The following is a 14043-nucleotide window of genomic DNA, read 5'->3' as shown; positions in this document are numbered from 1 at the left end:
ATATTCATCTATTACTAATTCTTCGAAAACACAGTTTTAGTCTGTAGCCTATGGTGAACAATCGTTTTGCATAGGTTTTATCATACTCACCAATCGAACAATTGTTCTTAAGACTAAAAATGAGATCCCACTATAACAAAACGGTTGAAGGAAGGTTTACACAAATGAAGTGGAAAGATTGGGATCTAAATCTAAAGGTACGATTATTAGGTGAATTTTTAACAAATGTTCTTTTTTGGATGTTTTTCCCATTTATGGCCATTTATTTTTCGGAACACCTCGGAAAAGAGCTTGCGGGTATATTATTAATTGCTTCACAGCTAATTGGTGTATTTACGAACTTAATCGGAGGATATTGTGCAGATACGTTTGGCCGGAAAAAAATGATGGTTATTTCGGCATTTGGTCAAGCTATATCATTTATTTGTTTTGCATTCGCAAATTCTCCGTGGCTGGAGTCACCAATCCTAAGCTTTATCTGTTTTTCAGCGCTTGGCTTCTTTGGTTCCTTTTACTGGCCTGCCAGTCACGCAATGGTCGCAGATGTTGTTCCAGAAAAACATCGCAGTCAAGTTTTTGCTTATTTTTACACGGCCATTAATATCTCTGTAGTTATAGGTCCGATTTTAGGTGGGGTTTTCTTTTTTGAATACCGTTTTGCTTTGCTAATTGCAAGTGCGTTAGCAAGCTTCTTATTAACTTTCTTAATTTATAAGCTAGTAAGAGAAACTGCTCCTAACATATTAAATGGATCAATGAAAGTAAAAACCAAAAATAGCAAATGGACGAATGCAATAAAAGAACAGGTCAAGGATTACCAAATTATTGTAACCGACAAAGCCTTTATGTTATTTATTATCGCAGGTATTTTAGTAGCACAGTCCTTTATGCAAATGGATTTATTATTAGCCGTTTATATGAGTGAGAAGGTGCCAGTACAGGAAGTGATTTCCTTAGGGGAATGGTCGATTACTGCGAGCGGAGAACAAGCATTCGGTTGGATTATCTCGGAAAATGGTTTACTTGTCGCATTGCTAACGGTATTTATATCTAAATGGATGACAAAATATTATGAACGAAATGTGTTTATTATATCAGCTTGTTTATACGGAATCGCAATGTTAACATTCGGTCATACTACGAATCTTTGGATAATTGCATTAGGAATGTTGATTTTCACAATGGGTGAGCTTATGGTAGTTGGAATACAAGATAGTTTTATTTCAAAGTTAGCCCCTGAAAATATGCGTGGACAATACTTCGCAGCTGGTAGTCTTCGTTTTGCCGTAGGAAGAACTCTGGCTCCAATAGCTATTCCATTATCCGGTTGGATTGGATATAGTTGGACTTTTAATCTTTTGTTCCTCGTAACGATACTAAGCGCAATTATGTATGTATTTACATTTCGGATTGTGGAGAAAAAGGAACAAATCAACAGATCCCCTGTGAGTAGCTCGATTCGTGAATACAAATAAAACAAGGAACCTAGAAAATGGATTAAGTGCTTCTAAGCTCCTTGTTTTTTATTTATATCATCTTTTTATGAAGAAGAGTAAAGGTTTCTACAAGAGCGTCTTTTGAAATAGAAGAATAATTATCGCCCAAGCTCACTTCAAAATAGCAGCCCTGCTCATCAATCTCACGTACATAGCTCGTGATTCCAATTTTAGTGGCTGCATGAATTTCTGTAAGCATACCTTCCATGTGCTCTTTTGGTTTATGAAAATGAACATGAAACATATTGGATACTGGTATTTCTGGTAGAGTCGTAGTGTTAGGACATCTATTGAAATATGCTGCAAGCTCTTTTGCATCATGATAGTAGGTACTCATTTTATTTTTTCGTTTTTCATAGTAATAATCTGCTGATAGGGTATAGGGATACAAGCTAATTAAATCCCCACCATAACGCCGCTTCCAAACCTTTGATTTGTTTATAAACTCTTGATTCCCAGCTAAAATGGCACCGGCTATACCACCAATCCCTTTATAAAAAGAGAGATAAACACTATCAAATAAAGCAGAAAGCTCCGCAGCCGTTTTCTTATAGTAGGGAAGCACTTCCAATAAACGTGCTCCATCAAGATGGAGTTTAATCCCTTCATTTCGACAGTAAGAAGAGATTTGCTCCAACGTTTCGTATGTAGGCAATTGGCCGCCAATTTCACGTTGAGGTAGTTCTAAAAGCACACATGCAACATCGGCTTTCAAATTCTTGATGTCCTCTAATTCAACCACACGATTTTTATCTGCTAACAAAACAGTTTCAATAGGGTGCAGTTCCTTCAATCCATCTTCTTCATGAATTTCTAAATGACTGAGAGGATGATACCCCACTTTATGTATTCCTTTTTCATCACACCAAATTCGCAATGCGATCTGTTGGGCCATCGTGCCACTAGGAAAGAAGACAGCACTTTCTTTTCCGAGTAGATTAGCAAACTTATCTTGAAAGTCTTCCATTATTTTTCCTGATCCATACATGTCGCTTTGAAGATCTCCCTCAATTTGGAGGAAAGCATCCTTTAGAACGGCTATATTGCGCTTACCATGTCCCGATAGTTGGTAACGGGTTTCACCAAAAGATTCACTTAATTGTTTTGTTTTGCTCATTCTTAATCTCCTAACCTGCTTATCTAGTTTTCTAATATTATCATCCTATCGCTACACATTGCTCCTAGTCAATATGTCATGTCTTCATACAGGCATTTTTTGAAATAAGGAGTAACTTTTTATTGCATATTGGATAGAAGCATTATCGCACAATCAATTGCAAGATTTTGCGAGGAATAAATTACATGCTCGCCAAGCTCGTAAAGCAGTATCTAGTGTATAATAGCACACTTAACTGAATGATTTAGCCTCCAATCATTCAGCTTATGTTATTAGACCAAAAGCAGGTAAGAAGCCGAGCAACACGAATTTCTAGTAATTTTGTATCATTTTTTGATTTTTTAAAAAAGGCCATTTTTTTCTGTTGACACTTTTACCATTCTCGCATAAAATTACGTTATTCCTTTTCCAAGCATTTCTAAAAAGGGACTGTATTACATAAAAATTACATATGCATTATCTCTTATCAAGAGAGGCGGAGGGACTGGCCCGATGAAGCCCGGCAACCATTCTTACATAGTTAAGAAAAGGTGCTAATTCCAGCAAAACAAGTTTGCTTGTTTTGAAAGATGAGAGAGGTCGAAGTTTATCGGATGATAAAACCTCTCCATTTTTTTGGAGAGGTTTTTTTATTTCTTTTTTTTAACGTTAAACAGGATAAGGAGGGAAAATATCGTTTCGTTCACGTTTTCGTAATCTAATTAATAATTGTTAAAGGGAGAGATGAATATGAAAAAAGTATTAGGTTTACTATCGGGGTTGTTGTTTGTAACTGTTCTAACAGCGTGTGGAGGAGAGAAAGAAACACAAACATTAAGCGAAGATAAATTAAAAATTGGTGTGACTGCTGGTCCACATGAAGAAATTATGGAAAAGGTAAAAGAAGTTGCAGCTAAAGATGGCTTGGAAATCGAGATAGAGGTAATAAGTGACTATATTACACCTAACACCGCTTTAGCTGAAGGAGATCTGGATGCGAATAGCTATCAACATAAGCCCTTTTTAGATCAAATGAATGAGGATCGGAATCTCGAGCTTGTAGATGTTGCCAATACCGTGAATTTTCCTATGGGGATTTATTCTGAAGCCATACAAGACGTGAGTGAACTAAAGGAAGGAGATAAAGTAGGCCTTCCTAATGATCCTACAAATGGTGCCCGTGCCCTCATGTTATTTGAGCAAGCTGGCATTATTACCTTAAAAGAAGGGGTAGGAGCAAATGCGTCTGTAAAGGATATTGATGAGAATAAGTTAAACCTTGAATTTATTGAATTAGAAGCATCCCAAATCCCACGTCAGCTTGGTGAGCTTACTGCTGCAGCAATAAATACGAATTATGCAATGGAAGCGGGCTTTATACCATCTGAGGACTCTATCTTTATCGAACCAAAAGATTCCCCTTGGGTAAACCTAATTGCTGTCCGTAGTGAAAACCAAGATGATCCTGTAGTGGATAAACTTATTAAAGCTTATCACTCAGATGAAGTGAAGCAATTTGTGGAAGAGAATTTTAACGGTTCTGTCGTTGCCTCTTGGTAAGAATCTAGAGTTATAGAGTCGCCTTGTTGCGACTCACACTACTTTGTTCATTTTCTAAATTTTTCATAAGAGAAAGGAGTTTAACCATGATTAACATTCATAACCTTTCCAAAACATTTACATCTAAGAAAGGGAAAGTAGATGCTCTAAAAGAAGTCTCCTTAGAAGTTAAGAAAGGTGAAATATTCGGAGTTATAGGCTATAGCGGAGCAGGGAAAAGCACTTTAATACGTTGCGTAAATCTGTTAGAACAACCTACTGCAGGATCTGTTCAAATTGATGGAACCGAAATAACTTCCTTATCTTCAAAGGATTTATTAAAAGCCAGAAGAAAAATTGGCATGATTTTTCAAGGCTTTAATTTGTTAAAAACAGCAACTGTATATGAGAATGTTGCAATACCATTGAAATTAACAGGAGTGCCGAAAAACAAAATTGACGAGCGAGTGAATCGCTATCTCGATATCGTTGGATTAGCAGATAAAAAAGATTCATATCCTGCTCAACTATCTGGTGGTCAAAAGCAGCGCGTGGCAATTGCTCGAGCACTATCCCATGAGCCAGAGGTGCTTTTAAGTGACGAAGCAACTAGTGCGCTTGATCCAGACACAACAGACTCCATTCTAGATTTGCTATTAAAAATAAATGAAGAATTCGGAATTACCATCTTACTCATTACCCACGAAATGCATGTAATTCAGCGCATTTGTGACAGAGTTGCTGTTATGGAGAACGGTGAAATTGTGGAGCAAGGCCACACACTTGACGTATTTACCGCTCCAAAGCATCCAACAACGCAAAAATTTGTTAACAGTATTTTTAATTTCCAGCTTACAGGAGATATAGTAAAATCTCTTCGAAAAACTGGTGAAATCATCGCATTAAAGTTTATCGATCAATCTTCCGAGGAACCAGTACTAGCAGTGGTTGCAAAGAAATTCGACGTATATCCAAACATTTTGAGCGGAATGATTACCCAGGTGAAAAATGAGCCATTTGGTCGTTTACTTGTCCATTTTAAGGGAGAAACAGGTGAGATTCAAAGAGCGCTTCATTTTTTAAGAAACCAAGGTATTCAAACAGACGAGGTGATTCGATATGAAGACAATAAACGCATTTCTTGAGGAGTGGGGATCCTATATATGGGAGGCCATTATCGAAACCTTTCAGATGGTATCCATTTCTTTAGTAATTTCCGTAATCATTGGGCTTCCACTCGGTGTTTTACTCGTGCTAACAAGGCCAGGAAAAGCGCTTGAAAATAAATACTTATTTGGATTACTAAATATACTCATTAATATTATCCGCTCCGTACCATTTATTATTTTGTTATTCTTTATATTACCTTTTACAAAATGGATCGTTGGAACAACAATTGGAGTGAAGGGAGTAATTGTCCCGCTAGTTGTTTTTACCGCACCTTATATTGCCCGCTTAATGGAGACCTCTTTGCTTGAGGTGAATCGAGGTGTTATTGAGGCATACGAGGCGATGGGAATCAAGACAAGAGGAATTATTTGGAATGTTATGATTCGAGAAGCAAAGCCATCGATCATATTAGGATTAACCATTGCCACGATTGGGTTGATTGGAGCGACCGCTATGGCAGGACTAGTTGGAGCAGGAGGGCTTGGCGACCTCGCTTACCGATTCGGACATCTCCGTTATGAGCCAGTTGTAATGTATGTAACTGTAGGGCTATTAATCTTGCTAGTTCAAGGTTTACAAACGATTGGAAACCGTACCGCAGCAAGATTGAAGAAGGATTAAGGGGTGGGCACGAATGTACGGAAATAGCCAAAAAACAAAACCTATTTATCATTTCTCAGATTTAGAAAAGGATGCACAAAACGCTATTCGACCTGAAGTATTTACGTATATCCAGAGTGGTTCTGGTAATGAAGAAACCCTCGAAGATAATGTAAGGGCTTTTCGAAAGTGGAAAATTGTCCCCCAGTTTTTACATGATGTTTCAATACTGGATTTATCCATATCTATTTTAGGGGAATCGTATGAGCATCCATTTTTGTTAGCTCCTGTTGGTCACTTAGGAGCGGTCCATCCCAACGGAGAACTAGCTGTTGCTAGAGCTGCCAAAAATACTCGAGTGCCATTTATCGGAAGTACTGTAACCACGTTTTCATTAGAAGAAATTGCCCGAGAACTAGGAAATACTCCGAGATGGTTTCAATTATATTGGAGTAAGGATCGAGAACTAACCGCAAGTCTTGTTAAGCGCGCAGAAAAGGCAGGGTATTCTGCGATATTGGTTACGATTGATACACCTATACTAGGTTTTCGCGAAGCAGACTTAACCAATCAATTCTTCCCTTTAAGAGAAGGCTATGGTTCTGGAAACTATTTCAGCGACCCCGTTTTTAGAAAACGACTTAAAGAAACACCTGAAGAAAATCCGGATGCCGCGATTGAAGAGCTATTGAAAATCGTTTTCCATCCAGCATTGTCATGGAAAGACTTAAGATTTATTCGTGAACTTACAAATCTCCCCATCTTTCTAAAAGGGGTGCTTCATCCAAAAGATGGGAGAAAAGCATTGGAGTATGGAATGGATGGAATCGTTGTTTCCAATCATGGCGGACGTCAATTGGATGGCGTGATCGCTTCCTTAGATGCTCTTCCCCAAATAGTTAAAGAAGTGAAGGGAGAGATTCCCATCCTATTCGATAGTGGAATCCGTAGAGGTACCGATGTCTTGAAGGCCATTGCATTAGGAGCTACTGGTGTATTACTTGGTCGTCCCTACGTTTATGGACTTGCAAGAAATGGCTTTGAGGGGGTTGTAGAGGTACTAGATCATTTTCGTAACGATATTGACGTTTCATTAGCAACTGCAGGAAAAGCACGGATATCGGAACTAGATTCTACCATACTAGTAAGAGGTTAATCTTGTAAAATGAAAAACGAAGGCTGATGGGGCTATTTCTTAAATCAGAATGGCTCCTTTTTTTCTAATTGCTTTTTACTTTATATTGTAAATTCATGATATTCTTTACATATATTAGTAAATGATAGTGCTTGTGTTAGAAAATAAGTTGAGTTCATTATGCTTACCCTATAGCGAAAACTAATGTATACAGGATAAGAAAAACGTTTGGATAGTGTTAATCCAAACGTTTTTCCAATTACTAGATGCTTAATTCCTTTACTGTAATAGCTTGTGAGACCTTGTTTGTTTTACAATCAAGGAACTCATCTTCTTTGACCAAGTCTATTTTTATTGCCGCTTCCAGTTTTTCTGTATCTGGTCGTTTTACTAGAAGTATAAAGTCTTCCAAATTTAAAGCTTCTAGCTTTTTTACCGTTTTCTCTTCATCGTAAGTAATAGAAGAACGGATAACACGCTGTACTTTATATTTTCCTAGCTTTACTTCACCCTTTTGCTCTCTTCCGATTGCTTCATCAAAATACTGATGGATTTGTTTCTTCATATGATTCATTTCTTTTTCAAGTTCTTTTTTTTGTATGTTCAAGTCATAGTATCTCTTCAATAGATCTTCTGTAAGATTGTAAGCCATATCCTTTTTCACTTCATTCGTCACAACCATATTCCTCCAGTCTAGTGTGGTTTATTCATTTATATGAGATTGTTAAGAATTTATGCGGAGACTTTTATTGACAATCACTATAACTTCAATGTTAATAGTTTTTGTGTTGTTGACAGAAAATTCTAACAAAACTATAATATAGTAGAATTACTCAAAATTTGGTAAAAGGGGAGGGGGTTATATAAAAATTATTTAATTTTAACACTATTCCTGTTGTTATCTGTTTTTTTACCCAAAAAATGAATAGTCATTCATTTTTTTGGTGTTCGAAAAGGAGGGGGAAATTTATTGAACGGAATCCAATTATTTATCACCGAGCTTAAGACATTATTTCAAAAGAAGAAAGTGCTAGGTTCTGTTATTGCTGCTATTCTTGTCCCATTGGTTTATGGAGCAATATTATTAGCTTCAGAAGCAGGACCACGCGACAACTTAGATAATCTTCCAGTTGCTGTTGTCAACAATGATGTAGGAGCAGAATCAAATGGTGAACCAATACATGTTGGGAATGATCTAGTAGAGAATTTGAAGGGAAATCCAACATTAAAATGGGACTTTGTTACATCTGAGGAAGCGGAAAAAGGTCTAGATGACATGGAATATTATATGGTCATTGAAATTCCTGAAGACTTTTCTCAAAATGTAACCACTGTATTGGATGAAGAGCCTGTCAATCCGGAGTTAAAGTTTATTAAAAATGAAGGATTACATTATATGGCATCCCAAATTACAGATAGTGCAATTGAAACACTACGTACACAGCTATCTACACAAGTAACGGAAACATATGTGAGAAATCTTTTTGCACAGCTTGGTGAAGTTTCAGATGGATTCCAAAGTGCTGCTGATGGTTCAGCACAAATTTATGATGGTTCTATTCAATTAAAGGATGGAACGACACAAATACTAGATTCTCTTAACGAAAAAGCTCCTGATATTGAGAGACTATCAAACGGAGCGGAGGAACTTGAAGCAGGAAGTCAAGAAATGCTGCAATCCTTAACCTCGAAGCAAGGAGACATAACGAAATTAGCTAATGGAACAGAACAATTGAACAATGGAACGGAAGAGCTGTTAGCTAATTTAAAAGGAAAAGCCGGAGATATTGCAACCCTTGCCCAAGGTGCCGAGGAAGTGAATGCAGGGACTGGGTTGTTGTTGAGTACGATTGAAGGAAAAAAAGGTGATATAAAAGACTTGGCAGTTGGTGCGGAAGAATTGGCAAATGGTGCTGAATCCTTAAACACGGGAGCTGCTGAAATACTAGCTGGATTGGAGTCAGCTAAATCAGGAAGTGCTCAGTTACTTGGTGGTTTAAATACTCAACTTGTTCCAGGAAGTAAGGAGGTTGCAAATGGGGTCAACGTTCTTATATCCAAAGTAGAGGATACAGGTGAAAGCTTAGCATCAATGTATCAAACACTAGAGGAAATTGCTGGAGATAATGAAGCTTTTAAGAATGACCCACGATATATCGCGATTAAAACTTCTTTGCAGCAGTCACTTGCTGAAGCACAGATGCCAGAAACGAAAGAGATGCTGGTTAAGTTAAGTGAGGGAGCAAATGCTATAAGTGCAGGGTTAGAGTCAAAAATAAAGCCAGGTGTCGAGGATTTAAATAATGGACTAACGGCTCTTGTAGATGGACAAAAACTAGTAAGTAATGGTGCGATAGAACTTGAAGCAGGATCGAAGAAACTTTCAGCAGGAAATGAAAGCGTTTACTATGGTTGGAATGAGCTTTCTCAAAATGTAGCAATTCTCCATAATGGCACAAGTCAAATAGCTGCTGGTAATGCTACAGTAGAACAAGGCTGGTATGATCTCATCAATGGTGCTACAGAACTTCATGCAGGAGCATCACAAGTAAACGATGGAAACCAAACTGTTGAAGCTGGATGGCAGCAACTATCAGCAGGTGCTAGTCAGCTGAATGATGGGGCTGGACAAATTAGTGAGGGAAATGCCACGGTTAAGGAGGGCTGGACTACTTTAATTGACGGTGTATCTCAAGTGGATAATGGTTTAGGTGATCTTCAATCTGGCAGCAATGAATTACTAGTAGGACTGAAGGGCGGCGCAGAAAGCACAAGTCAACTTCGTCCTGGAGACGCTAATATGGCCATGTTTGCATCCCCAGTCGTCTTAGATGGTGAGATTGTAAACGGATTTGAATTTTATCGAGATTCTACGGTTCCATACATTATGTCAATCGCTTTATTTGCTGGAATTGTAGCGATGTCACTTATTGTACATTTCCAAAAGCCAGCGATTGCTCCCGCTTCAGGGGCTTCATGGTTTATTGGCAAAACATTAAAGCTTTCAGTGTTGGCAGTAGTACAAGCAATTCTAATCTCGGTTTTCGTACTTACATTCTTAAGTGTAAAAGTGGAAAGTAGTCTATTATTTATACTTTTCTCCATCATGGTAAGCTTAACATTCTTAATGCTCGTTCTATTTTTGGTAGCGTTCGCAGGAAACCTTGGAAGATTTATTGCTCTCGTCATAATTATCCTACAAATGCCAACAACTGGGTCATCACTACCAATTGACATGCTACCAGAACAATTTAGAGAATTAAGTACATTTCTTCCATTAACGTATACCATTGACGGATTTAGGAGTATTGTTAGCCTTGGTAACTTCTCCAATGTATTCGGAAGTATTGGTGTATTGTTCATCTATTTTGCAGGTGCTGGTGTGTTAGCATACATTGTGTTCTACGTAAAATTCAAAAAAGAAAAATTCAGTGTAGAACCACTACCAACACAACAATAAAGAAGTTCGCTATCGTTTTAGTCTAGTTATATACCATAAAATTAAATGTCAGTTACCTTATGGAGATTTTCTCTCATTAAGGTAACTGACATTTTTGTTTACATAGTAGAAAGTAAAAATATCGAATAAGGATACATTTAATGTTAAACTGATGAGTAGTGAATTTAGATTTGGAAGGAGCGGAATCCATGAATATAAAACTCAATCAAAAAGTTATTAAAGAAATGTGTGGTACCGTTTCCTTCAAACGTGGAGACTCTTTTTATCGCACGAATAAAGTAACAATTAACGAATACAATGATAATTTCTGTGAAGCGGTTGTTCATGGAGCAGAGGATTTCCAAGTTACTGTGAATAAAGGTATTTCTGACAGCATTCAGACGACTTGTAGTTGCCCAACGCTTTTAAATTATAGTAAATGCTGCCAACACGTTGCTGCTGTATTATTTGCAATTTTGGAACGCAAAAAGCAAGGGGAAATTGCAATAAGCGATTTCGAAGGAAAACAATCAACGGAGTTTGAAAATGATTTTCTTTCTATATTTCAAAACCAGCCAGTTCGAAGCAGTGGTCATCAGCGTCACTTTGAAAAGAGAGAGGTTCTTGATGTTCACTTTAAGGTAAAAGCCCTTGAAATGGAAATAGAGCAAAATGTACTCGGAATAGAAATAGCTATAGACCAACTTCCCGTTCAAAACATCCGAAAATTTCTAAAAGATCTCGGCCATGGGAAAAAGAGTAAGCTATCCAACCGATTCACTTATGATCCAAATCGTCATTGCTTTACAAGTGATACAGATGAGGCACTTCACATGCTGATTCGTATCGTTCACGATGAAAAAACGATACTAGATACACTATCTAGCATTACGGATCTTTCTGAACTAGCACATACCATGTTTATACCGCCATCGACATGGAGATTGTTTAGCAAAACACTTACAAAGCTTCCTTTTGTTACTATTGAACAAAACGGAGTGGGTTATGATCGATTCCAATTCGTGAAGGAACCACTTCCCATAGAGTTTCAGGTAGAAGTAGGGGACTCCCAACATTTCCACCTGTTACTAAATGGATATAACAAATTACTTCTATTAAATAGCTATCAATCTGTTTTATGTAATGGAAAAGTTTACTTATTGGAAGAACAGGATATGGAGCGGTTAATCCAGCTTAGTCAAATGATTAAGGCACCAGGAAAGTATTACGTACCAATACCGATGCAGCAGTTCCCTTTTTTCCTTGAAAAGGTAGTGGCAGGCTTGAGGAGATTAGGGGATGTGCAGATATCACCGAAATTGTCGAAGAAACTTATAAACACGCCACTCGTTGCGAAAATCTATTTGGATCGTTTGAAAAATCGACTGCTCGCAGGGGTTGAGTTCCATTACGATCACCTTGTTATTCAGCCATTAGAAAGTCAGGATAATCCAATGATTGTAAGGTATTTTGATAAAGAAGAGGAAATTCTTCATATAATGGAAGAGAGTGGCTTTTCAAAAACAGAAGGCGGCTATTTTATGCAAAATGAGGAGCTGGAGTATGACTTTCTTTATTATGTCGTTCCAAAGCTTCAAGAGCTCGCGCAGATATACATGACAACGGCCGTTCGAAATAGAGTAATAAAAACGAATACGCATCCGAAAATCCGAGTAAAGGTTCATAAGGAACGAACAAATTGGTTAGAATTCAAATTTGAAATGGATGGTATAGCTCAAACCCAAATTAAAGAGATTTTAGCTGATTTGGAATTTAACAAGAAATATTATCGTCTTCCTAATGGATCTCTACTGTCTTTAGAGACAAAGGAAATGCAAGAAATGAAACGATTTCTGCAGGCAGGACCGACTCAAGATAATCAATATGAAGCAACGTTACATATGCCACTTCTTGATAGTCTTAAGTTCCTTGATTTGATTAATGAAAACTCTATTTTTAAGCCGGAGGAGTCTTTTCGACAGTTTCTTGATGAATTACTTCATCCCGGTTCGTTAGATTTTAAGATGCCAGAACGTTTATCTACCGTACTAAGAGAGTACCAAAAGGATGGTTATAAATGGATGAAACTTCTTGCTAAATACGGATTTGGTGGAGTGCTTGCCGACGATATGGGATTAGGTAAGACGATACAAAGTATTGCGTTCATTGTTTCGGAGCTTTCAAACATTCGAGAAAGCCAAACGCCGGTTCTTATCGTATGTCCTTCGTCTTTAACCTATAACTGGATGCAAGAGATAATGCAATTCGCTCCTGAGCTTCAGGCAATTGTTATGGATGGAAATCAAACAGAGCGGCAAATTCTACGAAAAGATATGAAAGATATGGATGTATTAATTACGTCTTATCCTTTATTACGTCAGGACATACAATGGTACAAGAATCAAACCTTTCATACGATTTTCTTTGACGAAGCACAGGCATTTAAAAATCCATTTACTCAAACAGCTCGTGCTGTTAAAAAACTTCAGTCTGAACGTCGTTTTGGCTTAACGGGAACACCAATTGAAAATTCATTAGAAGAGCTTTGGTCCATTTATCACGTAATCTTTCCTGAACTTTTCAAAGGTCTAGAAGAATATAGCCATTTATCAAGAAAGACGATTGCTGATCGAGTACGACCTTTTCTTCTTCGTCGGGTGAAAGAAGATGTATTAGGAGAGCTACCAAAAAAACAAGAGTTACTAGAAAGATCTGACCTTTTCCCTGAGCAAAAGAAGCTCTATGCTGCATTATTAGCGAAGTTGCGAGAAGATACATTAAAGCATTTAGATCAGGAGACCTTCCGAAAAAATCGCATCCGCATCTTAGCAGGCTTGACGAGATTACGGCAAATTTGCTGTCACCCCGCCTTATTTGTTGAAGGCTATAAAGGGAGCTCAGCAAAATTCGAACAGCTTCTGCAAATATTGGAAGAATCGAAAATCTCTGGTCGACGAGTACTGATTTTTTCGCAGTTTACGAAAATGCTAAATCTAATTGGAAGAGAAATGACCAACCGAGGGGAATCCTACTTTTATTTAGATGGACAAACTCCATCTGATGCACGTGTTGAACTATGTAATCGATTTAATGCAGGGGAAAGGAATCTGTTTTTAATTTCTTTAAAAGCAGGTGGTACTGGACTTAATCTTACTGGTGCAGATACGGTTATCTTGTATGACTTATGGTGGAACCCTGCAGTTGAAGAGCAAGCAGCAGACAGAGCACACCGAATGGGTCAGAAAAATGAAGTTCAGGTAATTAAGCTACTTGCAGCTGGGACGATTGAAGAAAAAATGAACGATCTCCAGGAAAAGAAGCGACATCTAATTGCAGATATCCTGAACCCAGAAGAAAAAATGGGAAGCACACTAACCGAAGAGGACATTCGCGACATACTAATGATTTAAACACGTTTTGTACTAATTGGATTCAAAATGTAGGAAAGACATCTCAATTGAGATGTCTTTTTATAATGTTTATCACATTAGTTATTTATATTTTCTGAATATTGAGTAGAAAAATTGTAACTAATAGGTTAATATAAAACAAAATAAAGGAATGTGGC

At 37.6% G+C, this 14043-nt stretch carries 9 protein-coding genes and 1 riboswitch; of the genes, 7 read left to right on the top strand and 2 right to left on the bottom strand.

The window, feature by feature from the left end:
* Positions 1–164 precede the first annotated feature (164 nt).
* Complete coding sequence (locus tag C1A05_RS11385; RefSeq protein ID WP_102028358.1) at positions 165–1475, top strand: MDR family MFS transporter; 1311 nt, start codon at positions 165–167, stop codon at positions 1473–1475.
* Between the two features lie 52 nt (positions 1476–1527).
* Here C1A05_RS11385 and C1A05_RS11380 read toward each other — a convergent pair whose 3' ends face one another.
* Entirely contained in the window at positions 1528–2613 is a 1086-nt protein-coding gene (locus C1A05_RS11380) for a threonine aldolase family protein (RefSeq protein WP_102028357.1), read from the bottom strand.
* 460 nt (positions 2614–3073) lie between these two features.
* Positions 3074–3189, top strand: a riboswitch (SAM riboswitch).
* 153 nt (positions 3190–3342) lie between these two features.
* On the opposite strand from C1A05_RS11380, the gene C1A05_RS11375 reads away from it, so the two are divergent.
* The 4 genes from C1A05_RS11375 to C1A05_RS11360 all read left to right on the top strand — a co-directional run bounded on the left by C1A05_RS11375 (position 3343) and on the right by C1A05_RS11360 (position 7057).
* Positions 3343–4152: a MetQ/NlpA family ABC transporter substrate-binding protein gene (locus C1A05_RS11375; RefSeq protein ID WP_102028356.1), complete on the top strand. Its 810-nt coding sequence runs from the start codon at positions 3343–3345 to the stop codon at positions 4150–4152.
* Positions 4153–4238: 86 nt separating this feature from the next.
* A complete protein-coding gene (locus C1A05_RS11370; RefSeq protein WP_102028355.1) occupies positions 4239–5276 on the top strand; it encodes a methionine ABC transporter ATP-binding protein in 1038 nt (345 codons plus the stop codon).
* On the top strand, positions 5251–5922 hold the full coding sequence (locus C1A05_RS11365) for a methionine ABC transporter permease (protein WP_102028354.1): 672 nt from the start codon (positions 5251–5253) through the stop codon (positions 5920–5922). The genes C1A05_RS11370 and C1A05_RS11365 overlap by 26 nt, the downstream gene beginning before the upstream one ends.
* A gap of 13 nt (positions 5923–5935) precedes the next feature.
* The gene (locus tag C1A05_RS11360; RefSeq protein WP_102028353.1) at positions 5936–7057 is read left to right on the top strand and encodes an alpha-hydroxy-acid oxidizing protein; all 1122 of its coding nucleotides are present in this window, start codon (positions 5936–5938) and stop codon (positions 7055–7057) included.
* A gap of 241 nt (positions 7058–7298) precedes the next feature.
* On the opposite strand, the gene C1A05_RS11355 is transcribed toward C1A05_RS11360, so the two are convergent.
* Positions 7299–7712 carry a hypothetical protein gene (locus C1A05_RS11355; protein WP_234998482.1) on the bottom strand — a complete coding sequence of 138 codons (414 nt, stop codon included), beginning with the start codon at positions 7710–7712 and terminating at the stop codon, positions 7299–7301.
* Between the two features lie 294 nt (positions 7713–8006).
* On the opposite strand from C1A05_RS11355, the gene C1A05_RS11350 reads away from it, so the two are divergent.
* Positions 8007–10496, top strand: coding sequence for a YhgE/Pip family protein (locus C1A05_RS11350; RefSeq protein WP_102028352.1), 2490 nt, complete (start codon positions 8007–8009; stop codon positions 10494–10496).
* A gap of 188 nt (positions 10497–10684) precedes the next feature.
* Entirely contained in the window at positions 10685–13885 is a 3201-nt protein-coding gene (locus C1A05_RS11345) for a DEAD/DEAH box helicase (RefSeq protein ID WP_102028351.1), read from the top strand.
* The last annotated feature ends 158 nt before the right edge of the window (positions 13886–14043 follow it).

Source organism: Salirhabdus sp. Marseille-P4669, assembly GCF_900240405.1.
Classification (GTDB): domain Bacteria; phylum Bacillota; class Bacilli; order Bacillales; family Alkalibacillaceae; genus OEQK01.
Note: the sequence above shows the minus strand (reverse complement) of the source record. Positions and strands in the feature narration are given on the sequence as shown.